Source organism: Rhizobium sp. BR 317, from assembly GCF_047445835.1.
GTDB lineage: Bacteria > Pseudomonadota > Alphaproteobacteria > Rhizobiales > Rhizobiaceae > Rhizobium > Rhizobium paranaense.
Genome location: NZ_JARWLB010000017.1, coordinates 48,930 through 72,664, shown reverse-complemented (window position 1 = coordinate 72,664; position 23,735 = coordinate 48,930). Strand labels below are relative to the sequence as shown.

The following is a 23,735-nucleotide window of genomic DNA, read 5'->3' as shown; positions in this document are numbered from 1 at the left end:
TTCCTCAAGGATTTTGTCGGTGGCGGAAGACGAAGCGTGAATAGCCGAAGAAGCTGAACGCAGTCGCGGCCGCCGACGCCAGGATCAGCGCGATGATCGGCCGGAGCGTCGGCATGGAGACGAGCAGCGAGCTGAACAGGGCGTAGTTCAGCAGTGCCGAGGTCAGACCGACCGAACCATAGCGGAAGCCTTCAGCCGCAAGCGAGCGATTGGAACGGCCGAAGGTGAAATTGCGGTTGAGAAACCAGGTCGCGAGCAGCGCACTCGGTATGGAAAGGGCGCGGCCGACGAATGGGCCGAAGGGCGTGAACCAAAGCAGCAAATGCAGCACGCCCGCATCGACCACGAAGCCAACGCCGCCGGCGATCAGGAAGCGCAGAAGCTTCTTCATGCAGCCTTGGCCTTTTTCCGCCGGCTCGCCGGCTTTTCATGTTCGGCGATATAGACCGTTTGCTCGTCGCCAATCTGCCGGGATACCGGTTTGGCCAAGCTCATATAGTGGATGCGAAGCTGTTCGGCGCGGGCGCGGGCGACGGAATCGAGGATCAGCCCGGCTGTGAACATCATGATGGAAATCATCATCAATGCCATGGACAGCACCCAGGTGGGCATGCGGGCGACCAGGCCGGTTTCGAAATATTCGACAAAGACGGGGATCATGAAGCCGATGCTCGCCTCCATGAAAATGGCGCTCAAAATGCCGAAGAAGGCGAAGGGTCGCGTTTCCTTCATCAGCATCGCGAACATCCAGAGGATCTTCCAGCCGTCGCGGAAGGTCGAAAGCTTGGAGTGCGAACCCTCAGGCCGGCGACCGTAATCGAGTTCCAATTCGCTGACGGGCAGCTTCAGCCGCGAGGCATGCACCGACATTTCCGTTTCGATCTCGAAACCGCCGGATACGGCCGGGAAACTCTTGACGAAGCGCCGGGAGAAAGCGCGATAGCCGGAGAAAATATCGGTGAAGTCGGTGCCGAAGATCGTCCGGTAAAGCCAGTTGAAGATCCGGTTGCCGAAGGCATGACCCTGCCGGCCGGCATCGTCGTGCACACCACGGCGCGTGCCCACCACCATGTCGGAACCTTCGGTCAGCAGCGTGCGGATCAATTCCTCCGCATCCTCGGGCGCATAGGTGCCGTCACCGTCGGCCATGAGGTAGATGTCTGCGTCGATATCGGCAAACATGCGGCGCACCACATGTCCCTTGCCCTGGCGGCGCTCGCGCACGACGGTCGCGCCGGCAAGCATGGCTTGCAGCGCCGTCCCGTCGGTGGAGTTGTTGTCATAAACGTAGATGCGAGCCTTTGGCAGCGCCTCGCGAAAGCCGCGCACGACTTGGCCGATCGTTGCGGCCTCATTGTAGCAGGGCAGGAGAACGGCGATGTTCAGGTTCTCACTCCACATGGTTTCTGGCCAATTCTTACGCATGACGTTCACTTGAGGCCTCGACGGATAATTTGGATGAGAACTTATCCCGCTGCGCGTTAATAAGACCCTATGGCTGCGGGTGAAAAATGGCAGGTTGTGATCTCCGCGGGAACATTATCGTGATATCGGCTGCAGCGCGGCCTGGCTTTACCCTTTCTTGATTGGCAGCCGTTAGCGTGGCGCCCTTGCATGTCCTTCAAACACGGGGTTTCATCGAAATGGTGCAGGCGGTGGGAATATCGCGCGGATCGGCATTGGCGGCCACGCAGACGGCGCCTTCGCGCTGGTCGCGGCTATGGCTCGTCGCGCTGATCTACAGCCTGATCATCATCGCCGCCCTGCTGATCCTCAATCGTCACGCCACGGACTATGTCGGGCCCGACAATGACGACATGATGCGTCTCGTCGAAGTGCGCGATTTCCTGGGAGGCCAGGGCTGGTTCGACATGGTGCAATACCGCCTCGGCCTCGATGGCGGCACGCTGATGCACTGGTCGCGTTTCATCGATTTGCCGATCGCCGGCCTGATTGCCTTCTTTCGGCTGTTTCTTACACCGGAAGGCGCGGAAGCAGCGGCGCTTACAGTTTGGCCGCTCATGCTCGTGCTGCCGCTGATGTTCTCCATGGGCCTCGCCGGGCGCCGCATCGCCGGCACGGAAGGCATGCATTTCTCGCTCGGTCTGACGGCGCTCTTCATTTTGGTGTCGAGCCGTTTCAAGCCGGGTTCCATCGATCATGACAATGTGCAGCTCGGGCTGGTCGCGCTCACCGTCGCCATGCTGGCCGACGAGACCTATAGGCCGCGTAATTTCGTCATCGCGGCCATCGCGCTTGCCATCGCCCTCGGCATCGGAGCGGAGACGACGCCGTTCGTCGCCGTCGCCTGCGTAGCGGTCGCCGGGCTCTGGGCCTGGGACGGCGAGATTTTCGCGCCCGCTGCCCGCGCCTTCGCCTTGACGCTGACGATCGCCGTCAGTGCTGCATTCTTGGCGCTGGTGCCGCCGCATCTCTATTCCGCAGTCACCTGCGACAATCTCTCGCTGGGCTTCTACAGCATCATCAGCATCGGCGGCGCCGGCCTGCTGCTATCAACACTGTTCGCCAGCCGTCTGTCGCGGCCCTGGCGTCTGGCGATGCTGGCGGCCAATGGCGCTGTCGTCTTCGCCACGACACTGGCGATCGCGCCGCAATGCCTGCGCAATCCGCTCGCCGATCTCGACCCGTTGCTGGTTCAGCTATGGTTGAACAGCGTCTCCGAGGCGCAGTCGATCCTGTCCTTGTCCCGTAATCAGCCGGAAACGCTTGGTGCCTTCTATGCCACTGGCTTCATGGCGATCGTCGTCTGCCTCTTCCGCATGATGCGCGGCGAGCGCGCCCGGTTGCATTTCGTTCTTCTGGCTCTGGTGGGCGTCAATTGGATCATTGCGCTGGTGCAGGTGCGCGGTGCCGAGTTTTCCAATTTGCTCGCCATTCCGCCGCTCGCACTACTGCTTGCCGAACTTCGCCGCATCTCCGTCGCCGATACGGAAGATATGGGCGCAGCCTTCTTTTATGTCGCCGCCACGCTGCTCTCGGCACCCGCCGTCTGGGCCGTCGGCGGCGCACTTGCCAACAACGGCATCGCAAACAGTTTCTCCGCGCCGGTCGCCAAGGCGGAAGAGACGGGGGTATGCATCACAAAAGACGCGCTGGCGCCGCTCGCCGGTCTCGCTCCAGGTGTCGTTTCCGCGCCGTCCAACATGGGTTCGCCCATCCTGCGCTTCACGCCACATCGCGTGCTGTCCGGTCCCTATCATCGCGATCAGGGTGGCATGCTGACCGAGTTGCACATCGGCCTGGCGGAACCGAAGGAGGCGGAAGCTTTCCTGCGCGGCGCCCATGTAACCTTGCTTGCCTTTTGCCCCAGCGACCCGCAGGTTGAAGAAGTTTCCAAGCTGAAGCCGGATGGGCTCTATGCTCAACTCAGCCAGGGGCATGTGCCAGCCTATCTTCAGCCGATCCCAGTGGCGGCGAAGTCGGATGTGCAGTTCTTCCGGTTCGCACCGACGGATTGACGGTGCCCCGATAGCCTGTGTTTTTTAGCTGTCTGATCAACGAGGCCTTATGGAAGAGCAGCCGCCAGCAAGTGGATCGTCGAGCATTTTTCGCGAGGTGAGCGGGTGCTTCTTCCGTTCCGTGCTTGTCGAACGCCTCGATCATGTCCTCGATCCTCCGGACCAGACGAGTGCAGGCCGGTATCACCGGCTCGGTCAGCCAGCCCTCTATATGAGCGCTTCGCCGGAATGGGCGATCATGGCGATTTCAGGTTATATGCGCGAAGACGGTCGGCGACGTGTTGTTGTGCCGCTGATGGTGAGCAACGCGTTCGTGCTCGATCAGCATGATCAGCGGGCATGTGAACGGCTCGGCATCGATCGGAATGCCTCCAATCTACCCTGGCGCCCTGCATTGGCTGCCGGCGAGGAGCCGCCCTCATGGCGCACGGCCGATGCTGCGAGAGCAGCCGGTGCCGACGGCATCATCGATCGGTCAAGGCTGATCCCCGGTGGATGGCATCTCAATCTGTTTCGCTGGAACGCGTTCGGCGGTCCGTCCGTCGAGGTGAACGGTGACCCCGTTGAGATTACATTGTCCGAAGATGGCCCGAAGTGGGGGCTGTAGCCAAAGCTTTGTGCCACGAACGCCCGGATCAGGCCCGGCGCTGCTCAAGCCTGTCAAGCGTGACGAGATAACCGATGAAGCCGAGGTTATAGCCGCCGAGCGCAACGAACAAGGTCATCAGAGGCGGCGGAACCGCGGAGGCGGCAACGGCTGCCATGAAGGCGATGCTGACCAGGGCCGCGCCCAGGATCGAGCCGATCGCCGAACGCTGCAGGCCGGCCGCAATTCCGATGATCATGGCGGTTACGAATATCATCGCTCCACCTCCTCTTTACCAAAAACAAGTTTGCACAGAATTGCACGCGGATGGCTAAGAAAGGCTTTGTGGACAAGGTTAACGCATGATGAAGCTCATTGTGCCATGCGTCCTGTTGGGACGGGCAAAGACGCATCAGCGCTTTAGATCTGCGCATAATCCTTTCCTCAAATCGATTCCGATTTAAGGGGTATATGGCTCCGCATTTGCGGCGACTTCGGATAAAAAGACCGTATGAGCAGCTTCTTTGAGAGTGATTCGCCGACCAATCTCGCGGAATATTCGGTCTCGGAATTATCCGGATCGATTAAGCGTACGGTCGAGAGCGCCTTCGATCAGGTACGGGTGCGCGGCGAAATATCCGGCTACCGCGGGCCGCATTCCTCCGGTCATGCCTATTTTTCGCTGAAGGATGACCGGGCTCGCATCGACGCTGTGATCTGGAAAGGCACATTCTCCAAGCTGAAATTCCGCCCCGAGGAGGGAATGGAAGTCATCGCCACCGGCAAAGTCACGACCTTCCCGGGCTCCTCGAAATACCAGATCGTCATCGAAACGCTGGAGCCGGCGGGCGCCGGTGCGCTGATGGCCCTGTTGGAGGAGCGCAAGCGCAAGCTCAGCGCTGAGGGTCTGTTCGATGCCGACCGCAAGCGCCGGCTTCCTTTTTTGCCCAAGGTTATCGGTGTCGTCACTTCCCCGACGGGCGCGGTCATCCGCGACATCCTGCACCGCATCTCCGATCGCTTTCCCGTGCATGTGCTGGTCTGGCCGGTGAAGGTGCAGGGGGAGGGCTCGGGCGATGAGGTGGCGAATGCTATCCGCGGCTTCAACGAATTTATGCCCGGAGGCCCCGTTCCCCGTCCCGACGTGCTGATCGTCGCCCGTGGCGGCGGCAGCCTGGAGGATCTCTGGAGTTTCAACGACGAAGCGGTCGTCCGCGCAGCCGCGGCGAGCGAGATCCCGTTGATCTCCGCTGTCGGCCACGAGACCGACTGGACGCTGATCGACTATGCCGCCGATATCCGTGCTCCGACGCCGACAGGGGCTGCGGAAATGGCCGTGCCGGTCAAGGCTGAACTCGAGGCGCAGCTCGCAAGCCTGGCCGCCCGCCTGCAGGGTGGTGTCGGCCGGCAAATGGATCAACGCCGGCAGTCGGTGCGCGCGCTGCTTCGGGCGCTACCCTCGCTCGACCAGCTTCTGGCCCTGCCGCGCCGCCGCTTCGATGAGGCCGCCGCCGGCCTGGGCCGCGGGCTTGAGCTGAACACGCTCAACAAGCGCCGTGCCTTCGAACGCACCGCCTCGCATCTGCGGCCCGACGTGCTGTCGAACCGTATTGTCGAGCGCCGGCAGATGCTGGGCGAGCGGATGAGCCGCGCCGAACGCACCGTCGAGCGGATGATCGACCGCGCCCGCGCCCGTATCGGCCGAGCCGATGCCGTTTTCGCCACGCTGCCATCGCGGTTGGCGACGCAGACTGGTCGTGCGCGCGATCATCTCGGCAATCTTTCCCGCCATGCCGACACCGCGATACGTCATCAGCTCGTGCGGGCGCGTGGCGAGTTGGTGGCCCAGGAGCGGATTCTGCAATCGCTATCCTACAAAAATGTGTTGAAGCGCGGCTATGCCGTCGTGCGCGACGAAGCCGACCGGCCCGTTTCGCTGGCCGCAGCACTCACCACAGGCGCCGCAATCTCCATCGAATTCGCCGATGGCCGCGTCGGTGCCGTCACCGGAGACGGCCCTGCCGCTCCTTCGCCGACGGTGCCGCCGGCAGATACGCCGCCGCAGAAGAAGCGGGTTGCGAAACCGGCCGATCCTGCCGATCCGCCGAAGCAGGGAAGCCTGTTCTGATGCGCATCCTCCTCGTGCTTGCCCATCCGCTGGAGGATAGCTTTGCGGCCGCGGTGGCGAAAACGGCGGAGGAGGCGCTTGTCGCCGGTGGGCATCAGGTGGATCTGCTCGATCTCTATCGCGAGGATTTCGACCCGCGCCTGTCCGAAACCGAGCGGCGCGGCTATTTCGATCAACCCTATGATACGTCGGCAGTCGAGACTATCATTGCCCGGCTACGGGCCGCCGATGGGCTGATACTGGTCTTTCCCCAGTGGTGGTTCAATTTTCCGGCCATCCTCAAGGGCTTCTTCGATCGGGTCTTCGCGCCCGGCATCGCTTTCCGCCACGATCCGGCCGGCGGTCGTATCGTGCCGCAGTTGAGCAATATCCGCCTGTTCTGGGCGCTGACGACGACCGGTTCTCCCTGGTGGGTCGTGCACCTCTATATGGGCAATCCGGTGCGTCGCCTCTTGAAACGTGGCATCGCCGCCTTCTGCTCAAAGCGGCTCGATTTCCGCATGTTGACCCTGCACGACATGGATCGGATCGGTGAAGACAAGCGTCTTGCTCATCTCGCTCGCATCAGGAATGCGCTGGCCGCACTGTCGCTTTGAGCTAACTAATCCCCAGTACCTAATTCGCAATCAATTCGGCTGATATGCGGTTTTGGCGACGGTATGTTATTCTAACACCATGTTTTTTTGGGAGGGCCATACGATGAGGCTGGCCTCTTACAACGTCGAAAACCTGTTCGATCGCGCCAAGGCGATGAATCTCGATAGCTGGGAGGAAGGCCGTCCGATCCTTGAGAAGTTCGCCGCACTTGAGGGCCTACTCGGCCAGGTGAGCTACAGCGACGCCGATCGGCGCAGAATGACGGAATTGATCGTCGCACTTGGCCTGGAGAAAAGCGATATCGGTCCCTTCGTTCTTCTGCGGCGCAATCGCGGTGCGCTGTTGACGCGGCCGAAAACCGGCGGCGTCGTCGTGACCGCCGACGGTCGCGCCGATTGGGTCGGCTCGCTGGAGTTGCGCGAAGAGCCGGTGGATGAAGAGGCGATGCGCAACACGGCCCGCGTCATGAACGATGTCAATGCCGATGTGCTGGGTATTGTCGAAGTCGAAAGCCGGCCGGCTCTGTCCTCTTTCAATTCATTGATCGTGCCGGCGGTCGGCGGCGATCCTTTCGCGCATGTCATGGTGATCGATGGCAATGACGAGCGCGGTATCGATGTCGGTCTTATGACGCGGAAAGATTTCCCGATCGGGTTCATGCGCAGCCATGTCGATGATCGCATGCCGGATGGATCGCTGGTCTTCTCACGGGATTGCGCCGAATATCGCGTCACGACGCCCGCCGGCGCGACGCTCGTCGTTCTGGTCAATCATTTCAAAAGCAAAGGCTATGGTGGCGTGCAAGCGTCGGATGCCCGCCGAAGGACTCAGGCGAAACGGGCACGGGAAATCTACGAGGCGCTGCTGACGGAAGGTGTCAACTATGTTGCCTTGATCGGCGACCTCAACGACTTTCCCGACAGCCAGCCGCTGAAGCCGTTGACGACGAGCACCCTGAAGGATGCCTTCACCCATCCGGACTTCGATGATGGTGGTTATCCCGGCACCTATGGCCTCTGCAACACCACCAGCAAGATCGACTATCTTTTCCTGTCGCCGACGCTCTTCGACAGGGTTCAAGGTGGCGGTGTTTTCCGCAGGGGCCTGTGGCCGGGCTCACGCCCGAAGCGCTGGGACGTCTATCCGGAGCTGACGGCGGAGAAGCAGGGCGCATCGGACCACGCCGCCGTGTGGGTGGATCTGGATATTTGATCCCCGCTCCATCGAAACGGGGGTATCTATGACCCTAAGCCCATTCGCCTCCGCGCATGACCGGCATGCGTGAGCCGTCAAGCTTGATGCCGTCGATATCGACCTTGTCGGAGCCGATCATCCAGTCGATGTGAATCAGGCTGGAATTGCCGCCCTGGGCCTTGATCTGCTCCTGGCTCAAGGTCGCGCCGTCGATGAAGCATTTGGAATAGCATTGGCCGAGCGCGATGTGGCAGGACGCGTTTTCGTCGAACAGCGTGTTGTAGAACAGGATGCCGCTGGCCGAGATCGGCGAGGAATGCGGCACCAATGCCACTTCGCCGAGGCGCCGTGCGCCTTCGTCGGTATCCAGCACCTTGTTCAGCACTTCTTCGCCTCGCGACGCTTTCGCCTCGACAATACGGCCGCCTTCGAAGCGAACCCGGATGTTGTCGATCAAGGTGCCCTGATGCGAAAGCGGTTTGGTCGAGGAGACATAGCCTTCGACACGCAGCGCATGCGGCGTGGTGAATACCTCCTCGGTCGGGATGTTCGGGTTGCAGGTGACGCCGTTCTTGGCGACCGAGGCGCCGCCATGCCATTCGTGGCCGTCGGCAAGGCCGATCTTCACATCGGTGCCCGGACCCTGGAAGTGCAGGGCGGCGAAGCGCTGACCGTTCATCCAGGTCGAACGCTTATGTAGATTGGCATTGTGCTCGGCCCAGGCGCCGATCGGATCCGGCACGTCGACGCGCGAGGCGGCGAAGATCGCCTTGGCGAGCTTGGCAACGGCGATCGCTTCCGGATCGTCCGGGAAGACCAGCTTCGCCCAGGAGGGATTCGGATAGGAAACGATGTTCCAGTTGATGTCGAAATTGGAGATCTTTTCCAGCGCCGGCTTGTAGGCGGCAGAGTTGGCGCGGTTGGCGCGCGCGACCTTGGCCGGCTCCTGGCCGGAGAGCAGCATCGGATTGTCGCCAGAGATCGCGAGCCGCGCGGCATTGTTGGCATAGGCCTTGGCCATGCCTTCATAGAGCCAGTTAGAAGCGCGGTCGAAGCTGCCGTCATGGCCGTATTCGTAGCGGGCGAGTGTGGTCTCCTCGTCGGAATAGAACGTGGTGACCAGACCGGCGCCGGCCTTGTAAGCCTCGCGGGTGATCAGCCGCACCAGCGGCATCGACACGACCGGGGCGGTGATGACCAGATCCTGGTTTTTCTGCAGTTGCAGCCCGACCTTCACGGCCACTTCGGCAAGCTTTTCCAGCTTGGCGGGATCGACGGGATGATGGTTGGGGGAGGCGAACGTCATGGCAAAACCTGCGTGCTGAGGATCGGAACAACGGTCCCAGACTTAGACCCGTTTGCGCCGGAAATGAAGGCTGTTTTGTTTTTTAAAGCCTGTCGCGCAAAAGTGCGTAGCGGTTTTGCGATCACGACATGCGCAAAATCAAATACCTAAGCGCACGGAGCGACTCTCAGAGATCGCGATGCGCTTTGGTGCGATCAAGCGATCAGCGGCGCGGCCTTCGCCTTCAAAAGCTTCAGCGCATCCTGCGGGTTAAGGCGCACTTGCAGGCCGCGTTGACCGCCGTTGATGTAGACATAGGCTTCCGTCATCGCCTGTGCCTCGATCGCCGTCGGCACGGTCTTCTTCTGGCCGAAAGGGCTAATGCCGCCGACATGATACCCCGTCAGTCGCTCGGCATCGGCGGGCTTCATCATGGCCGCCGATTTGCCGCCGAAGGCGGCCGCGAGCTTTTTCATGCTGACCTCATGGTCTGATGGAACGACCACGCAAACCGGCTTGCCGTCCACTTCGGCCATCAATGTCTTCAAGACCCGACGCGGCTCCTCGCCCAACGCTTCCGCCGCCTGCATGCCGACACGCTCGGCATTCGGATCGTACTCATAAGTATGGACGGTGAAGGCAACCTTGGCCTGAGTCAGCATCTGCGTGGCACGGGTGGTTTTGGACATGGCGCAGCCCTTATGCATCCACCTCGAAGGCACCCGCATAGATCTCCGGCTTGAAGCCGATCAGCAATTTGCCGTCGGCTTCCAACACCGGGCGCTTGATCATCGACGGCTGGGCCAGCATCAGAGCGATGGCTTTGTCCTTGGTGAGATCGGTGCGGTCTCCTTCGGGGAGCGCCTTGAAGGTGGTGCCGGCGCGGTTGAGCACGGTTTCCCAACCGGCCTGCGCGGTCCAGCGTTCCAGATGGTCGCGGTCGATGCCGACAGCCTTGTAGTCGTGGAAATCATAGGCGATGCCGTGGCCTTCCAGCCAGGTCCGCGCCTTCTTCATCGTGTCGCAATTCTTGATGCCGTAAATGGTGATCGTCATGCCGAATCCGTTCCTTGCTGTGTGCCATCGCATAACACGCAAGCGGAGACGAGCGAAAGTCGGGGCGAAGGTTCGACGATTCCTCTGAGATGCCTCAGTCTTCCAGCGCTCCCGGCTTGCGGGTAGCTTCGCTCGGCTTGTCGCAGCCGATTTTCATCAGGTCGCCGCGGCGGCGGACGAGCCGGTCGGACACCCGGGTGACGATGAGGCCGGCTTGCGGGGCGTGGACATCGATCGTGCCATCGGGCATGCCGGGCGCGGTAAGGATCGTCGCCAGCAGGTCTCCTTCACCGACACGTTCGCCGATATTGCGATGGAAAAGCACGGTGCCGGCCTGCGGCGCACGGATGATCTCGACATTGTCGAGCGGCACGGCCGGTCCGCTAAAGCTGGACAGGTTCACGCCATCATCACGGACGGCGCCACGGGCAGCGAGGAAACGCCAGAGCCCTTCGGCATCCCTTTTCGCCATCTCCGGATAAACATCGCGGGTGCCGCGCAATTCGACGGTCACCGACAATTTTCCCGGCAGGTGCGCCTTCTTCTCGCCGGGCACTTCGTATTTCCAGGCGAAGCTCACGGCTTCCTCGAAGGCAGAGCTTTCGCCATCCGACAGCAGTACGGCGTCCATGTTCAGCGCCGCCGCCAGATCGGCTGCCTCCGGCCAGAAGGCTTCGTCGATATAAGCATATTGCAGGGATTCATCATCGCAATGCAGATCGATGACCAGATCGGCCCCCAGCGCCATGTGGATGAGCTGCCGCTTCAGCCGGTCGGCGGCGGGGTAGCGTTCCAGATTCTCGATCAGCAGGTGACGGTCGCGCGCCGAGATCAGCGGAAAGTCACGGTTGAAATTGGTGCGCGTGCCCAAATCGAAGCGACCTTGCATTTCGCCGAAATGCGATTGCGCCGCGCCGATCGGATTGGCGTGCGGCACGACGATGATATCGCTCAGAACCGCGCCTTCCGTCTCCGCCTGCCTGAGCCGCTCGCAGAGGAAATGGGTCAGCGCCGTGCCCGGCAGTTCGCCGGCATGCAGCGCCGCCTGGATGTAGATCTTCGGCGCATCCGGTTTGCTGCCGGCAAAATGCAACACAGGCAACCGCCACGCGATCCCAGGCGTATCGCCGTCGATGGTGATATGCGTGATGTCCATGTGTTTTTCTCCTGCTTGCGATGGCTGATACCAAGTCGCGGCCGCCACGCGCAATAATTATGGGAAGATGGCGCGCGGGTGGATCAGAACTTGTTCCACCGCCTCCCGAAAGACAAGGGCTCCGGTTGCTGAGCCTTTGTCGTTGCTTCCGTATTATAGGCCGCCGTTTTTACGCAGGCTCATGATCAGCGCAAGGCTGAGCAGAACGGCGCCGGCACCGAGGAGAAAGGGTGCGGTATAGCCGAACCGATTGGCGAGCAGGCCGGCGATCGGGCCGGTGCTCCCAAGCGCCAGATCCAGGAAAACCGAATAGAGGCCCAGCGCCACGCCACGATTTTGTGGTGGGACATGCGCCATCGCCTCATTGCCGAGCGCCGGAAAGATCGGTGCAAAGCCAGCTCCGGCGAGCGCCGCACCGATGATGGCAATGGTGGGCGAGGGAGCAAAGGCGAGCGCCATGAGTCCCAGGATCTCCAGCACCAGCGAGACTCGCGCCAGCGGCAAGCCGCCGAAGCGGGCGACGGCTTGCGCCAACCCCAGGCGAACGCCGATGAAGGCCAGGCCGAAAGCGCTCAACGCCAGCGAAGCCCCGTCCCAATCGCGGCTATGGAAAAACAAGGCGACGAAGGCCATCACGACGCCGAAGCCGCTGGAGGCAAGCGCCAGCGCCACGCCAAAAGGCGCGATACGGCTGAAGACCTGGCCGGTGCCGATGCCCTTCTCCTTGACGCCGGGCACCGCTGGCCGCGTCTGCGCCAGCATCAGGCCCGCAATTGCCAGGCCGATCGTCACGGCGCCCGTGGCGAAGAAGCCGTATTGCCCCTCCAGCCAAGCGCCAAAGGGGGCCGCAAGCGCGATGCCGCCATAGGTGGCGATGCCGTTCCAGGAGATGATGCGCACGGTTTCGCGCGATCCCATCAGCCCGATCGCCCAGGTGATCGCCGCTGTGCTGACCAAGCTTTCACCGACGCCGAGCGCCAATCGGCCGAGCAGCAGTAGCGCCAGGCTCAGAGCGGGAGTACCCGCCACCAGTGCCGATGCCAATGTCAGGGCGCCGGAAAATCCGTAGGCGAAGAAGCCGAGGAAAACCGAACGGCGTGGCCCATACCGGTCGCACAGCCGGCCGACCTGCGCGCGGCTGATGATGGTAGCCACATACTGCGCGCTGATGGTGATGCCGGCCCAGACGACACCGAATCCGAGGCCGCTATCAACATAGGTCGGCAACACGGCGAGCGGCAGCCCGATGGCGACATAGCCGAAGAAGGTCAGCGCAACGATGGAAAGGAGGGATAAGGTCGAGGAGGACTGGATGGTTTGGGAGGCAGTGTTCACGAGATATCGCCTGCGGGCACCGGCGTGCGGTGTCCTTACTGTTTGCCATACGGATCGGGGTTCGTACCGGATAGGAGCGGCGGCAGCGGCCGAACGACCGTGCGACGTCGCGATCAGTTTGGTAACAGGCGAGGAGAGGTCGGGTCAATGAAATTGCTGCTCTGCAGCAAAAAATGATGACCCGTTCAAGCAATTGTGTTCGGCGTCCTAGCGGACGAGGGGATCGCACCACTTCTGGTCAGCGTTTTTGCCATGGGAAGGGAGGCAAGGTGACGATTGCGCCACCTTGCCCTGGCTTCACATCGTCAACACCACGCTTGCCGTCGTTCGCCCTGCTTCGAGGTCGGCATGCGCCCTGGCGGCATCCTTCAGCGCATATTCCGCGCCGATCGGATTGATCAGGCCGGCCTGCAATTCCGCCATGAGCGCCTCGGCGCCCTGCCGGTAGAGATCGGGATCGTTGGCATAGGTCAGCACGCTCGGGCGAGCGAGACCGATGGCGCGGGGCGCGGTCAGTTCCTCGATCTGGATCGGAGGAATCGGGCCGCCAGCCTGGCCGAGGCTGGCGACCATGCCAAAGGGGCGGACAGTGGCGAGTGTCTGCGACAGCATCGCGCCGCCGATGCCGTCGACGGCGAGATGCACGCCCCGGCGATCGGCGATGCGGCGCGTCTCTTCCACCCAATCCTCGGACGTATGCAGAAGAACGGCGTCGGCGCCGGCTTCATAGGCAAATTCGGCCTTGGCTTCCGAACCGACGGTGGCGATGACGTTAGCGCCGAGCCGCTTGGCCCAGCGCGCTACGATCTGCCCGACACCGCCGGCTGCCGCATGCACCAGAACCCATTCGCCCGGCTGCAGTGGGTGGACCTTATGGAGCAGCATATGGGCCGTGAGCCCCCGCAACATCGTGCTGCCGGCGAGCCGTTCGCTGACATCGTCGGGCAGACGCACCAGCCGGGAGGCCGGCAAAGTGCGCACTTCGGCATAACTTCCGAGCGGATGGCCGACATAGGCGACGCGATCGCCAACCGACAGGCCCTCGACACCGGAGCCGATCGCTTCCACGACGCCGGCACCCTCGAAGCCGAGAACAGTCTGGCCGGGCGGCCGGGGATAAAGCCCGGACCGAATATAGATATCGACGAAATTGACGCCAGAGATGCTTTGGCGGATGCGGGCCTGGCCGGGTCCTGGCTCGGTGATGGCAAGATCAACGAGTTTCATGGTCTCAGGGCTGCCGGGGCTGGTTATCGCGATGGCTAGAGGCATAGAACAGTCTCCTTTCAGACGCATTTTTGATCACAAAGCCGCGTCTGAATAAATTCGGTATGAACTCACTGCATCTGTGCAATAATGCACAGATGATCGACTGGCAGGACCTTCTTCACTTCGCCGCTCTGGCACGCACCGGCTCGCTTTCGGCGGCTGCGCGCGAGCTTGGCGTCGACCACGCCACGGTCGGCCGGCGAATTGCCGCGCTGGAACGCACGCTTGATCTGCGGCTCATCGACCGTCGGCCGCGCACCTCGCCGCTGACGGCTGATGGCCGGGCGATTGCCGAGCTGGTGGCCGGCATGGAGGACAATGTCGAGGCGATCAGGCGCTATTCGAAAAGTGCGGTTGCGGGGCTTTCCGCCGCCGTCATGATCAGCGCGCCGCCCTCCATCGCCGCGCACCTCATCGCGCCGAAAGCGGTCGCCTTTCGCGCCGAACATCCCGATATCACGCTGACGATCGCCGGCGTCACCCGCCGCTCCGCCCTTAATTATGGAGAGGCCGATATTGCCGTGCGCATGTCACGCCCCGAGGAAAGCGATCTTCTCGTGCGGCGCATCGGCGTCATGCGCTTCGGGCTCTATGCTATCCCCGAAGTCGCGGCGACGCCTAGGGATAGCTGGGTTTTCATCGGCTATGACGCGGCGCTCGATCATTTGACGCAGCAGACCTGGCTTCGTAGCCTGCTTGCGGGCCGCCCCATCGTTTTCCGCGCCGGCGACGTCTTCGGTCAGATGCAAGCCGCGCTCGCCGGTCTCGGCGTCGTAGCACTCCCTGCCTTCCTCGGTGATAGCGAAGCCGCCCTCACGCGGCTGCCGACGGAGATCCCGTCACCCACGCGCGACCTCTGGCTTGTTACCTATCCCGATCTGCGCCGCTCGCCGGCCATCCGCGCGGTGATGGATTTTGTCAGCGAGACGATCGGCAGAACGTGTCCGTTGAGAGAGGCTGACGGGGCCGCATGAGCCAACGGTTCGTCATGCTTACTTTCCTGTTGCAGCCTGCCAGCGAAACTCTACACCTAGTCAGATTGGCGATTCCTGTGGTCGGTGATCGATGATGAAACTGAGCGGCTGGCCCGCGATAAACAAAGCCGACGTGATCGCGGGCATATCGATTGCAGGCCTGATGCTGCCGGAAGCGGTCGCCTATGCCGGTATCGCCGGTCTGCCGCCGCATAGGGCGATCCTCGCCGGCATCGCCGGTTGCCTGGTCTACGCCATTTTCGGACGCAGCCGCTTTGCCATCGTCTCGCCGACATCCTCATCCGCCGCGATCCTTGCCGCGACGCTGGCGGTTGTTCCCGGCGATGCCACCGTCAAGGCAGGCCTCGCCACCATCGCCGTCGCGCTGGCCGGCATTCTCTTTGTCATCGCAGCCGCCTTCCGCCTCGGCGGCATCACCGGCTTCATCTCGCGCCCGGTGTTGCGGGGCTTTGCCCTGGGACTGGCGGTTACCATCATCCTGCATCAGCTACCGATTCTCGTCGGCGTCCCCGTACAAGGCTCCAATATCTTCAACTATGCCGGCGCGCTGTTGGCGGCGATCCCGCGATGGAACCTCGCAAGCGTCGCCGTCGGCATCGTGGCATTGGCCGCGCTGCTATTGCTGAAGCGGCTCCCGGGCGTTCCCGGCGCCTTCCTCGTGCTTGCCGCCGGCATCCTCGCCTCCTCTGTCTTTGATCTTAGCGGCCATGGTGTCGAACTGGTCGGGACGATCGAGGTCCTGCCGCAATGGCCTTCGCTGCCCGATGCCGGCTGGACCGCTTATTCGCGGCTGGTGCAGTTCACCGTGCCTCTCGTGCTCATTCTCTTCGCCGAATCCTGGGGTACGATGCGTGCCTTGGCGCTGCGCTATGGCGATCCTCTGGAGGTCAATCGCGAGCTGGGTGCGCTGGGTTTCGCCAATATCGCCAGCGCCATCGTCCAGGGCATGCCCGTCGGCGCCGGTTTTTCCGCGGGTTTCGCCAGCGAGGCAGCGGGTGCGAAGACGCGCGCCACTGCTGTCTTTGCCGCCATCGGCCTTGCCATTCTGATTGCCTGTGCCGGGTCGCTGGTGGCGCGGCTGCCGGAGCCGGTGCTTGCCGCCGTGGTGATTGCGGCCCTCACGCATGCGCTCGATCCCGGTCCGATCCTTCGCCTGCGACGGCTGCATCGCGATTTCTATGTCGCGCTGGGTGCGGCAGGCGGCGTGCTGCTCTTCGGTGTCCTCAACGGCATGCTGCTGGCGATCGTGCTCTCGCTCGTCGCGATGATGCATCGCTTGGCCTCTCCCTATGTCGCCCGCCTCGGGCGATTGGGGAGCAGCCACAATTTTGTCGATCTCAGCCGCCATCCGGAGGCGATTGAGACACCCGGCATTGCCATCTGGCGCCCCGGCGAGCCGTTGTTTTTCGGCAATGCCGATATGATCCTTGGCGAAATTCTAGCCCGCAGCCGCGCGGAAGCGGGGTTGAAGGCCGTGGTGCTCAGTCTGGAAGAAAGCTTCGATCTCGACAGTTCCGCACTCGACGCCTTGATGGAATTCGATAGTGCCATGCGCACCGCCGGCATCCGCGTGCAATTCGCGCGTGCCCATGATCAGGCTCGTGACCTCATGGCGGCGGCCGGAATGATCGATCTCGACAAGCGCTGCAGTTTCAGTGTCGACGATGCGGCGACTGTTGTCAGCCCGGTGGCACAAAGCGCCTGATGTCAGCCGAATGCCTGGGTAACCGGGCTAGTTCAGCGGCCAATAGCAGAGATGCTTGTGCTCGCCTTCGCCCTGCAGGCTATGGACCAGGACAAAATCTCGAACGGTCCAGGTGACGGGTTCGTCCAATATGACTTCGGGAATCAAATGGCCCCGATATAGCAATGTCATATGCGGCTCAAATTTCTCTCTGCCATCACTTGCAAATCCGATGTGCCGCATTGCGTCATCCAGTTCCCGATACAGCGCCTTCAGCTCCGCATTTCCCTCCTTGCGCCACAAAACAAGCGGCCGGTTATCACCGTTGCCAAAGCTGACGGCTCGATCGAAGACGACCTGGAATGATGTTTTGCTGACTGTCGATGCCGCTTGCATCGCCGCAAACGCAACCTCGTGCGGCGGCTCTGGCCTGCCGTTGTAGGATCCCAGCGGATAGAGCGTGATATGAAACAAATCCGACCGTCTCGGCTTTGTCGAAAAGCCATATTGCCGACGGAGATGGCCTGCCAGTTCAGCAGTTGAAGAAGCAACCTCCCGATCAGGCAGGATAGCGAAATATAGCGCATCGGAATGCATCGGGTCGGCTTCGGATTTCCTGACCCGTGATCCCCCGCCAAGATTGAGCGAAAGCTGTCCATTGTTCTTCATGAGATCGCTTCAAAGCCAAGTCGCTTTGCCTCGTCCTGTTCTTGCCGATCGCAGATATCCTACGGCCGCATAGCCTCAAAATCAAGAACAAATAGAGAACAAAATTAAGTGGCGGCAATTGGCTGGGAAGATCGAGATAATCCAGCGCATCCCCGATTTACGAAGTGTACCGAATAAAACTGCCCCTCGATTGTTCACGGCAGGTCAGGGCACCTTGCGCCCGCTCTCAACAAGGGAATGACCTCACATGTTGATAAAAGCCATCGTCTCAGCCGCACTTATCACCCTCATCGGCCTCGGCCTCTCCGCTTGCTCCACCACGGGCAATTCCGGGGGAGGCGGCATGACACAGAATTCCGCTCCGGCCGGCGGCGGATATTGATAAGCTCCCAAGCCGGATGGGAAGCGGTGCGGTTGATGTTGCCATAGCAGCATCGGCACCGCTTCCCTCAACCGGGAAATGTTGGCAACGCTCAGCCTGCGCAAGAATCGGGTTGAATTCGGGGGCCTGAAGCACGATTTTCATGGCAAGTGGAAACACGGAGACTCTGCCATGAGCGAGACGATGCAACACTATCTGATCTTCGAAAACGCAGGCGGTTTCTGTGGGATTGCGTGGAACGATATCGGCATAACGCGCTTCCAGCTCCCAACGAAAAGCGCTGATGCGACCGAGCGCCTTATGCTTCGCCGTCTGCCAAATGCAAGGCCCGGCGCACCGACATCAGATGTGGCCGAAGTAGTTGCCGCCGTTAAGCGCTATTTCGCTGGGGAGGAGATCGATTTCTCTACCGTCAAACTGGATCTCACCGAGCAGGATGATTTCTTCAAGCAGATCTACGCGGCCGCGCGGCAGGTCGGTTGGGGGCACACCACCACTTATGGCGCGCTCGCCAAACAGCTCGGCGCCGGTCCGGAAGCTGCGCGCGACGTCGGCCAGGCTATGGCCAAGAACCCCGTGGCGCTGATCATCCCCTGCCACCGCGTCCTGGCCGCCGGCGGCAAGATTGGCGGCTTCTCCGCGCCCGGCGGCTCGACCGCCAAGGCTCGCATGCTGGAGCTGGAAGGTGTCCAGCTCGCGCCGCCGAAGCCTGTGCAGCAATCCCTGGGCTTCTGATCGTCGATCGGATGAATTACGCGTCCGTAGATGCGGCTGCATCTACGGCGAGAGTCCGAATCCTCTGAGATTGAGGGCGCAGCAGCAAATAGAACGCGGCGACGTGCGTGATCATCAATAGCGGCACGTAGATGATCGGGATCGCGTAGGTGGCGCCAAGCTGCCCGGCCAATGCCGGAAGGTCGAGCTGGCTGCCGTGATAATAGTCGATGATGATGTCGCTTGCCCCCGCAACGTTGAAGGCGATGATGAACAGCCAAAAGAGCGGGCGCGTCCTTACCGTCAGGAGCGCCAGGATGGCGAGCAAGCCGGTTGCGAAGTCACCATAAGCGGCCGGTGTGGCGAAGCCGGCGGGCAGATTGGGGCCGACGACGCCGGGAACAATGAAGACGAGCCCGAAGAAGCGGAAACTGTGCAGCGTGGCGATGGCGCGCTGCGCTTCGACCGGATTCATCGCTTTGAGCCTCGGCCAGACATACGCCCCGAAGCACAGCAGCCACGGAACGTAGCCCAGAACAAGATGGAGCTGGAAGATGAATGCGGGCGACATGGGGCCTCCTATGAGGTTCTAATTCATGCGGCCTCGAACGCCGCGGGCGCTTTGCAAGCCAGATGTACGACCGCTTTCGCCTGGCGACTATTCGCTATAATGTTGACGGGCCATGAAGCAGAATTTCACAGTGAGACGAGGTGCGCTCGATGGTGTGGAGGCGTTCCTGAGCGTCGCCGAGCACCGCAGTTTTCGCAGAGCCGCCGCAGAACTGGGGGTGACTCCTTCAGCGATCAGCCAAGTGGTGCGTGCACTTGAGACGCGCGTCGGCGCAGCGCTCTTCCTGCGCACCACGCGCAGTGTCGGCCTCACCGAGGCAGGCGAACGGTTCCTGTCGCGTGCAAAGCCTGCCTTCGAAGAGCTCGTCGCCGCAAGCGAGGTCGCCGGTCAGCTTGGAGAGCGGCCGGCCGGATTATTGCGCCTTGCCGTGCCGCGCTCGGTCGTGCCGATCCTGCTGGAGCCGCTGATCGCCTCCTTCTGCGAGGCCTATCCTGCAGTCGAGGTGGAAATCGCCGTAAGCGAGAAGCTGGTCGATCTGGCTGCCGAAGGGTTTGATGCCGGTGTGCGGATGGGCGAGTTCATCGCCGCCGACATGGTTGCGGTGCGGCTGACGCCGCCGTTCCCGTTTGTAGTCGTTGGCAGCCCGGATTACCTATCTCGGCGCAAGCGGCCGGAGCGCATCGACGATCTGCGCGACCACGCCTGCCTGCGCATGCGCCGCTCGAACGGATCGGTCGCGCCCTGGTCCTTTGTCGATAGTGGCAAGGCGGTCGAGGCGATCGTCTCGGGGCCGCTGATCGCGCATGACTATCCCACGGTTCTGGGGGCTGCCATCCAGGGTGCGGGACTTGCGCAGGTGCCCGGTCCGCTCGCCGAAGCGGCTGTTGCCGATGGCCGGTTGCAAGCGCTGCTCACCCCCTTCGCCGTCACGACGCCGGGGGTTTTTCTGTACCATCCGGGTAGGCGTCAGGTCCTGCCCAAACTCCGAGCCTTCATCGAGCATGTCAGATACCGGAGTACCGACGCTCGGTTCGGAAAGGCGATCTAAGCCTGATCGCCGCTTGGACTCAGCCAGGCATAGTCTCGAACTGCGGAAGGTCGAGTGGCTTCACCCATTCGAGGCGGCGCTTGGTGAACATCTCGAGCATCGGCTCAATGCCCTCGGAACTATCCAGGCAGCCGATCGTCGCGAAGATCATTCCCGGGAAGCTCTCCAGCTTGCTGCTGAATACCCTGGCGCCGCAATCGGGGCAAAAGTTGCGATCCAGGCCCTTTCCTGACTGCGCGATGTAGTGAAACGCCTTCGGCTCGCCGCTGATCAGCGTAAAATCATCTTCAGGCACGCCGAAGAAAGCGGCCGCCTCGCCGCCTGATGCCTTCTTGCAGTCAAGGCAGTGACAGACGGCGACGAAGGTAGGATCGGTATTGAACTGGAATTTGACGGCGCCGCATGCGCACTGACCCGTGTGCTTCTTCGCCATGTATCAGCCCTCCTAGTCCGTTGACAGGCATCCGTGACAATTGCAGTGAGGTAAGCCGCCACATCTTATGCGGTTATTCAGCAAAAAGCATCGGGCATGCGATCAAAATAGGTCAAGCTCCGCAAGTCACCTCTGGCGGTGGATTATCTTTGCAAATCAGCCATCTCGTAAAACGGCCGGATTTCAATCTCGCTCGGTCCCGACATGGGATTGGGGCAGCGCTTTACCCAGGCGACGGCCTCGTCCATGTCCTTGACCTCCCAGATCCAGAAGCCGGCGACCAGTTCGCGGGGTTCGGCGAAAGGCCCGTCGATGACCGTACGGCCGGCACCATCGAATGCAACCCGCTTGCCGTCAGAGGAGGGTTTGAGGCCATCTGCCGTTAGCAGGATGCCGGCATCGCGCAGTTCGTCATTGAATCTGCCCATCGCCTCCATCATCTCCGTCTCCCATGCCGTATGGAGAAACCCCTTTTCACTCTCCTCGGTAGCCTTCACGAGCACCATCACACGCATTGTCTGTCTCCTTGTTCGAGCCGGCCTCATCGGCCTGATAGTGGAACGACGAATGGGGTTTTCGGAAGCCGACATTGTCCTGCAAATTTTTTGACACCGAACGTATGTCTCTGCGCTTACATCCGGCTCAAATGATCGGAATTCCGGCGCGAACAGAGGCCTTTCTCTCCACAAGCAGACATGTCACCTTTGCCGCCAAAAGCGATATCGAGGTTGTAAGGCCGCCGATGCCCAAAATTTCTTCCTGCACCCTGTCAAAATCTCCCCGGTTCAAACGTCGTTGTCGCAGCGAGCCATAAGGCTGCGCGTATCGAGTGAAAGGAATGCGTCATGCAATATATGCTGTTGGTGTATTGGAACGAAGCCGAACATAAGAATGCAAGCAAGGAGCAGAAAGCCGAGACATTCGCGGCCTATGCGGCTTACACAGAAGTGTTGAAAAAGGCCGGAGCCTTCGTGGCGGGCAGTGGATTGCAGGATTCCTCGGCGGCAACCGTGGTGCGCGCAACGGATGACAAGCCCACCGTTCTCAACGGCCCCTATATCGAAAGCAAGGAGCAGTTGGGCGGCTACTACATCATCGAGGCGGCAGATCTCGATAGCGCCATCGCCTGGGCGGCGCGTTGTCCCGGTGCTCGGCGTGATACCGTGGAGGTTCGCCCTCTGATGGTCTATTGATCTGCCATGTCGCAAGGAGACGACCAGTCTGCCGTCAAAGCCGCCGAAGCGGTGGCGCGCCGAAGCTATGGCAAACTGGTCGCTATTCTCGCGGCGCGCACACGCGATGTGGCCGGCGCCGAAGACGCCCTGTCGGAGGCCTTTGCTTCTGCTCTGGCCGATTGGCCGGTCAAGGGCGCGCCGCTAAACCCCGAAGCTTGGCTGCTTGCCGTTGCCCGCCGCAAGATGATCGACGCCATCAGGCGCAGACGGGTAAGCGCTGTCGCCTCCGGGCATCTGAAGCTCATGGCGGAGGAGTTGGAGGCAGCGGCGAGCCTTGCGCCGGAAATTCCAGACGAGCGCCTGGCTTTGATGTTCGCTTGCGCGCATCCGGCGGTAGAGCCCGGCATCAGAGCGCCGCTGATCCTGCAGACGATCTTGGGGTTTGATGCCCAGACAATCGGCTCCGCCTTCCTGGTCTCGCCGGCGGCGATGGGCCAACGGCTGGCGCGGGCGAAGAACAAGATTCGACGCGCCAAAATTCCCTTGTGCGTGCCCGAGAGGGCGGACATGCGCGCCCGCCTGGGGGCGATTCTGGAGGCAGTCTATGCAGCCTATGCGGAAGGCTGGAGCGATCCGGCCGGCGCCGATGCGAGCCTGCGCAACCTGGCTGAGGAGGCCATTTGCCTGGGCCGGCTGATCGTCGCACTTTTGCCAGAGCAGGCCGAAGCGCTCGGTCTGCTTGCGTTGATGCTCTATTCCCACGCGCGGCGTGGCGCACGGCGGAGTGCGGCCGGCGAATTCGTGCCGTTGGCCGATCAAGATCCTGCCCTATGGGACGAAGGCCTGATCGACGAGGCCGAGGATCTGCTTATTCGCGCCAGCGCGTTTGATGCTTTCGACCGCTATCAATTGGAAGCGGCCATCCAATCGGCCCATGTCGTGCGACGCCGTACAGGCGCGACGGATTGGGTGGCGATCGAGCGTCTCTATGATGGCCTTTGCGCAATCACCGGCTCGCCGGTGGCGGCAATCAATCGCGCGATTGCCGTGGCACAGACGCGCGGGCCTGCCGCAGGGCTCGCGGCGCTGCCGGTGCTGGCGCCCGGTAGCCGGCTTATCGAGTATCAACCCTATTGGGCGGCGCGCGCCGAACTTCATACGAGAATGGGAGAAATGGCGGCGGCTCGCGAAGCCTATGACCAAGCGATTGCCCTGGAAATAGACCCTGCCGTTCGCCGCTTTTTGCAAAGGCGGCGGAGGGAAAGCTTGGTGCCGCCGCGCTAGGCTCGGCGTTGCGGTTGGACAGGCCATTATCCCTTCCCGGATGGAAGGTTTGGCCGTTGTGCCTCATTCCCACTCGATCATTTGGATCTGCTCTAACGCATTGTTTTTATCGTGCTTTGGAACAAATGTCGTGCAAGACTGTTTATTTGTCACTTTGATACGACGCTAACGTCGTGCCCGGCCGGCTGGGTAAGCGGCGCTCTTGAGGAACATCTCATCATGATGAAGATTTCGTCCGGTTTTCGTTCAGTCGCGGTTGCAGCCATCGCCGCCGCGGGAATTAGCTTTGCCAGCGCCGCCCATGCCGACAGCGGGACGATCCGCTTCGCCGTTTACAAGGCGGCCTTCTTCGTCGGTGGCTCCGGAGGCGAGGGTACGCTGACCTTCCACGGTCGCCACTATCCGATCTCGATCGGCGGCATCTCGGGCGGCCTCGCCTTCGGGGCTTCCAAGACCTATTTCAGTGGTACCGTGCGCCACATTCGCCGCGCCCATGATGTGGCCGGAGTGTATGGTGCAGCGGGCGGTGGCGGTGCGGTCGGCAAAGGCGCCCAGATAATCGTCATGACCAATGACAAGGGCGCCCAGCTCGAACTCACAGGCCGGCAGGTCGGCTTGCAAGTCAACGCCGATATCAGCGGCATGAGCATCTCGATGAGGTAAGGGCATTACCTTGGAGGGTCCGATTTGCTAGT

The 23,735-nt window shown here is 61.7% G+C and carries 26 protein-coding genes; 13 read left to right on the top strand and 13 right to left on the bottom strand.

The features are described 5' to 3' along the window. Positions 1–4: 4 nt before the first annotated feature. The gene (locus QD357_RS23585) at positions 5–391 is read right to left on the bottom strand and encodes a GtrA family protein (protein ID WP_107106699.1); all 387 of its coding nucleotides are present in this window, start codon (positions 389–391) and stop codon (positions 5–7) included. Next, positions 388–1,401, bottom strand: a complete 1,014-nt coding sequence (locus tag QD357_RS23580; RefSeq protein ID WP_107106700.1) for a glycosyltransferase — start codon at positions 1,399–1,401, stop codon at positions 388–390. Before QD357_RS23580 ends, QD357_RS23585 begins: the two co-directional genes overlap by 4 nt. A 242-nt stretch (positions 1,402–1,643) precedes the next feature. Between QD357_RS23580 and QD357_RS23575 the strand changes: the two genes are divergently transcribed. Both QD357_RS23575 and QD357_RS23570 read left to right on the top strand, forming a co-directional pair. Further along, entirely contained in the window at positions 1,644–3,479 is a 1,836-nt protein-coding gene (locus tag QD357_RS23575) for a hypothetical protein (protein ID WP_107106701.1), read from the top strand. 49 nt (positions 3,480–3,528) lie between these two features. Continuing rightward, positions 3,529–4,086 carry an RES domain-containing protein gene (locus QD357_RS23570; RefSeq protein WP_107106702.1) on the top strand — a complete coding sequence of 186 codons (558 nt, stop codon included), beginning with the start codon at positions 3,529–3,531 and terminating at the stop codon, positions 4,084–4,086. A 28-nt stretch (positions 4,087–4,114) separates the two neighbouring features. On the opposite strand, the gene QD357_RS23565 is transcribed toward QD357_RS23570, so the two are convergent. Next, positions 4,115–4,342 (bottom strand): homogentisate export protein, encoded by a 228-nt coding sequence (locus QD357_RS23565; protein WP_107106703.1) that lies wholly within the window; start codon positions 4,340–4,342, stop codon positions 4,115–4,117. 234 nt (positions 4,343–4,576) lie between these two features. On the opposite strand from QD357_RS23565, the gene xseA reads away from it, so the two are divergent. From xseA to QD357_RS23550, 3 genes are all read left to right on the top strand, one after another. Continuing rightward, the gene (gene xseA, locus QD357_RS23560) at positions 4,577–6,193 is read left to right on the top strand and encodes an exodeoxyribonuclease VII large subunit (protein WP_107106704.1); all 1,617 of its coding nucleotides are present in this window, start codon (positions 4,577–4,579) and stop codon (positions 6,191–6,193) included. Beyond that, a complete protein-coding gene (locus QD357_RS23555; RefSeq protein WP_107106705.1) occupies positions 6,193–6,789 on the top strand; it encodes an NAD(P)H-dependent oxidoreductase in 597 nt (198 codons plus the stop codon). The genes xseA and QD357_RS23555 overlap by 1 nt, the downstream gene beginning before the upstream one ends. Positions 6,790–6,892: 103 nt before the next feature. After that, the gene (locus QD357_RS23550) at positions 6,893–8,002 is read left to right on the top strand and encodes an endonuclease/exonuclease/phosphatase family protein (protein ID WP_107107022.1); all 1,110 of its coding nucleotides are present in this window, start codon (positions 6,893–6,895) and stop codon (positions 8,000–8,002) included. A 34-nt stretch (positions 8,003–8,036) separates the two neighbouring features. Here QD357_RS23550 and QD357_RS23545 read toward each other — a convergent pair whose 3' ends face one another. The 6 genes from QD357_RS23545 to QD357_RS23520 all read right to left on the bottom strand — a co-directional run bounded on the left by QD357_RS23545 (position 8,037) and on the right by QD357_RS23520 (position 14,088). Next, a complete protein-coding gene (locus QD357_RS23545; RefSeq protein WP_107106706.1) occupies positions 8,037–9,290 on the bottom strand; it encodes an aminopeptidase in 1,254 nt (417 codons plus the stop codon). A 194-nt stretch (positions 9,291–9,484) separates the two neighbouring features. After that, complete coding sequence (gene ybaK, locus QD357_RS23540; protein ID WP_107107023.1) at positions 9,485–9,958, bottom strand: Cys-tRNA(Pro) deacylase; 474 nt, start codon at positions 9,956–9,958, stop codon at positions 9,485–9,487. A gap of 10 nt (positions 9,959–9,968) precedes the next feature. Beyond that, positions 9,969–10,325 carry an ArsC family reductase gene (locus QD357_RS23535; protein WP_107106707.1) on the bottom strand — a complete coding sequence of 119 codons (357 nt, stop codon included), beginning with the start codon at positions 10,323–10,325 and terminating at the stop codon, positions 9,969–9,971. Between the two features lie 94 nt (positions 10,326–10,419). Continuing rightward, positions 10,420–11,481, bottom strand: coding sequence for a succinylglutamate desuccinylase/aspartoacylase family protein (locus QD357_RS23530; protein ID WP_107106708.1), 1,062 nt, complete (start codon positions 11,479–11,481; stop codon positions 10,420–10,422). A 153-nt stretch (positions 11,482–11,634) separates the two neighbouring features. After that, a complete protein-coding gene (locus tag QD357_RS23525) occupies positions 11,635–12,816 on the bottom strand; it encodes an MFS transporter (RefSeq protein WP_107106709.1) in 1,182 nt (393 codons plus the stop codon). Between the two features lie 297 nt (positions 12,817–13,113). Continuing rightward, positions 13,114–14,088: a quinone oxidoreductase family protein gene (locus tag QD357_RS23520; protein ID WP_107106710.1), complete on the bottom strand. Its 975-nt coding sequence runs from the start codon at positions 14,086–14,088 to the stop codon at positions 13,114–13,116. A 59-nt stretch (positions 14,089–14,147) separates the two neighbouring features. On the opposite strand from QD357_RS23520, the gene QD357_RS23515 reads away from it, so the two are divergent. Both QD357_RS23515 and QD357_RS23510 read left to right on the top strand, forming a co-directional pair. Further along, a complete protein-coding gene (locus QD357_RS23515) occupies positions 14,148–15,059 on the top strand; it encodes a LysR family transcriptional regulator (protein WP_245407404.1) in 912 nt (303 codons plus the stop codon). Positions 15,060–15,150: 91 nt separating this feature from the next. Next, on the top strand, positions 15,151–16,785 hold the full coding sequence (locus QD357_RS23510) for a SulP family inorganic anion transporter (protein ID WP_107106711.1): 1,635 nt from the start codon (positions 15,151–15,153) through the stop codon (positions 16,783–16,785). Positions 16,786–16,812: 27 nt separating this feature from the next. Here the strand turns inward: QD357_RS23510 and QD357_RS23505 are convergent, their stop codons facing one another. Continuing rightward, positions 16,813–17,433 (bottom strand): 2'-5' RNA ligase family protein, encoded by a 621-nt coding sequence (locus QD357_RS23505; protein ID WP_414125143.1) that lies wholly within the window; start codon positions 17,431–17,433, stop codon positions 16,813–16,815. Positions 17,434–17,680: 247 nt separating this feature from the next. Here QD357_RS23505 and QD357_RS23500 point away from each other — a divergent pair, with 247 nt between their 5' ends. Further along, positions 17,681–17,815: a hypothetical protein gene (locus QD357_RS23500; protein WP_280951155.1), complete on the top strand. Its 135-nt coding sequence runs from the start codon at positions 17,681–17,683 to the stop codon at positions 17,813–17,815. A 171-nt stretch (positions 17,816–17,986) separates the two neighbouring features. Next, complete coding sequence (locus QD357_RS23495; RefSeq protein ID WP_107107025.1) at positions 17,987–18,550, top strand: methylated-DNA--[protein]-cysteine S-methyltransferase; 564 nt, start codon at positions 17,987–17,989, stop codon at positions 18,548–18,550. Positions 18,551–18,566: 16 nt separating this feature from the next. Here QD357_RS23495 and QD357_RS23490 read toward each other — a convergent pair whose 3' ends face one another. After that, complete coding sequence (locus QD357_RS23490; RefSeq protein ID WP_107106713.1) at positions 18,567–19,100, bottom strand: hypothetical protein; 534 nt, start codon at positions 19,098–19,100, stop codon at positions 18,567–18,569. Between the two features lie 112 nt (positions 19,101–19,212). Here QD357_RS23490 and QD357_RS23485 point away from each other — a divergent pair, with 112 nt between their 5' ends. After that, complete coding sequence (locus QD357_RS23485) at positions 19,213–20,148, top strand: LysR family transcriptional regulator (RefSeq protein WP_107106714.1); 936 nt, start codon at positions 19,213–19,215, stop codon at positions 20,146–20,148. 19 nt (positions 20,149–20,167) lie between these two features. On the opposite strand, the gene QD357_RS23480 is transcribed toward QD357_RS23485, so the two are convergent. Then, entirely contained in the window at positions 20,168–20,581 is a 414-nt protein-coding gene (locus QD357_RS23480) for a GFA family protein (RefSeq protein ID WP_107106715.1), read from the bottom strand. A 143-nt stretch (positions 20,582–20,724) separates the two neighbouring features. After that, the gene (locus tag QD357_RS23475; RefSeq protein ID WP_107106716.1) at positions 20,725–21,096 is read right to left on the bottom strand and encodes a YciI family protein; all 372 of its coding nucleotides are present in this window, start codon (positions 21,094–21,096) and stop codon (positions 20,725–20,727) included. Positions 21,097–21,426: 330 nt separating this feature from the next. On the opposite strand from QD357_RS23475, the gene QD357_RS23470 reads away from it, so the two are divergent. The 3 genes from QD357_RS23470 (at position 21,427) to QD357_RS23460 (ending at position 23,703) form a co-directional block, all read left to right on the top strand. Next, positions 21,427–21,774: a YciI family protein gene (locus QD357_RS23470; RefSeq protein WP_107106717.1), complete on the top strand. Its 348-nt coding sequence runs from the start codon at positions 21,427–21,429 to the stop codon at positions 21,772–21,774. A 6-nt stretch (positions 21,775–21,780) separates the two neighbouring features. Continuing rightward, positions 21,781–23,040, top strand: a complete 1,260-nt coding sequence (locus QD357_RS23465) for an RNA polymerase sigma factor (RefSeq protein WP_107106718.1) — start codon at positions 21,781–21,783, stop codon at positions 23,038–23,040. A gap of 222 nt (positions 23,041–23,262) precedes the next feature. Beyond that, entirely contained in the window at positions 23,263–23,703 is a 441-nt protein-coding gene (locus QD357_RS23460; RefSeq protein ID WP_107107026.1) for a hypothetical protein, read from the top strand. Positions 23,704–23,735: the final 32 nt, after the last annotated feature.

What these genes read in the sequence shown, in the direction of transcription:
- QD357_RS23585 (WP_107106699.1), bottom strand. Translation starts at nt 391, where the DNA reads ATGAAGAAGCTTCTGCGCTTCCTGATCGCCGGCGGCGTTGGCTTCGTG.
- QD357_RS23580 (WP_107106700.1), bottom strand. Translation starts at nt 1,401, where the DNA reads ATGTGGAGTGAGAACCTGAACATCGCCGTTCTCCTGCCCTGCTACAAT.
- QD357_RS23575 (WP_107106701.1), top strand. Translation starts at nt 1,644, where the DNA reads ATGGTGCAGGCGGTGGGAATATCGCGCGGATCGGCATTGGCGGCCACG.
- QD357_RS23570 (WP_107106702.1), top strand. Translation starts at nt 3,529, where the DNA reads ATGGAAGAGCAGCCGCCAGCAAGTGGATCGTCGAGCATTTTTCGCGAG.
- QD357_RS23565 (WP_107106703.1), bottom strand. Translation starts at nt 4,342, where the DNA reads ATGATATTCGTAACCGCCATGATCATCGGAATTGCGGCCGGCCTGCAG.
- xseA (WP_107106704.1), top strand. Translation starts at nt 4,577, where the DNA reads ATGAGCAGCTTCTTTGAGAGTGATTCGCCGACCAATCTCGCGGAATAT.
- QD357_RS23555 (WP_107106705.1), top strand. Translation starts at nt 6,193, where the DNA reads ATGCGCATCCTCCTCGTGCTTGCCCATCCGCTGGAGGATAGCTTTGCG.
- QD357_RS23550 (WP_107107022.1), top strand. Translation starts at nt 6,893, where the DNA reads ATGAGGCTGGCCTCTTACAACGTCGAAAACCTGTTCGATCGCGCCAAG.
- QD357_RS23545 (WP_107106706.1), bottom strand. Translation starts at nt 9,290, where the DNA reads ATGACGTTCGCCTCCCCCAACCATCATCCCGTCGATCCCGCCAAGCTG.
- ybaK (WP_107107023.1), bottom strand. Translation starts at nt 9,958, where the DNA reads ATGTCCAAAACCACCCGTGCCACGCAGATGCTGACTCAGGCCAAGGTT.
- QD357_RS23535 (WP_107106707.1), bottom strand. Translation starts at nt 10,325, where the DNA reads ATGACGATCACCATTTACGGCATCAAGAATTGCGACACGATGAAGAAG.
- QD357_RS23530 (WP_107106708.1), bottom strand. Translation starts at nt 11,481, where the DNA reads ATGGACATCACGCATATCACCATCGACGGCGATACGCCTGGGATCGCG.
- QD357_RS23520 (WP_107106710.1), bottom strand. Translation starts at nt 14,088, where the DNA reads ATGCCTCTAGCCATCGCGATAACCAGCCCCGGCAGCCCTGAGACCATG.
- QD357_RS23515 (WP_245407404.1), top strand. Translation starts at nt 14,148, where the DNA reads ATGAACTCACTGCATCTGTGCAATAATGCACAGATGATCGACTGGCAG.
- QD357_RS23510 (WP_107106711.1), top strand. Translation starts at nt 15,151, where the DNA reads ATGATGAAACTGAGCGGCTGGCCCGCGATAAACAAAGCCGACGTGATC.
- QD357_RS23505 (WP_414125143.1), bottom strand. Translation starts at nt 17,433, where the DNA reads ATGAAGAACAATGGACAGCTTTCGCTCAATCTTGGCGGGGGATCACGG.
- QD357_RS23500 (WP_280951155.1), top strand. Translation starts at nt 17,681, where the DNA reads ATGTTGATAAAAGCCATCGTCTCAGCCGCACTTATCACCCTCATCGGC.
- QD357_RS23495 (WP_107107025.1), top strand. Translation starts at nt 17,987, where the DNA reads ATGAGCGAGACGATGCAACACTATCTGATCTTCGAAAACGCAGGCGGT.
- QD357_RS23490 (WP_107106713.1), bottom strand. Translation starts at nt 19,100, where the DNA reads ATGTCGCCCGCATTCATCTTCCAGCTCCATCTTGTTCTGGGCTACGTT.
- QD357_RS23485 (WP_107106714.1), top strand. Translation starts at nt 19,213, where the DNA reads ATGAAGCAGAATTTCACAGTGAGACGAGGTGCGCTCGATGGTGTGGAG.
- QD357_RS23480 (WP_107106715.1), bottom strand. Translation starts at nt 20,581, where the DNA reads ATGGCGAAGAAGCACACGGGTCAGTGCGCATGCGGCGCCGTCAAATTC.
- QD357_RS23475 (WP_107106716.1), bottom strand. Translation starts at nt 21,096, where the DNA reads ATGCGTGTGATGGTGCTCGTGAAGGCTACCGAGGAGAGTGAAAAGGGG.
- QD357_RS23470 (WP_107106717.1), top strand. Translation starts at nt 21,427, where the DNA reads ATGCAATATATGCTGTTGGTGTATTGGAACGAAGCCGAACATAAGAAT.
- QD357_RS23465 (WP_107106718.1), top strand. Translation starts at nt 21,781, where the DNA reads ATGTCGCAAGGAGACGACCAGTCTGCCGTCAAAGCCGCCGAAGCGGTG.
- QD357_RS23460 (WP_107107026.1), top strand. Translation starts at nt 23,263, where the DNA reads ATGAAGATTTCGTCCGGTTTTCGTTCAGTCGCGGTTGCAGCCATCGCC.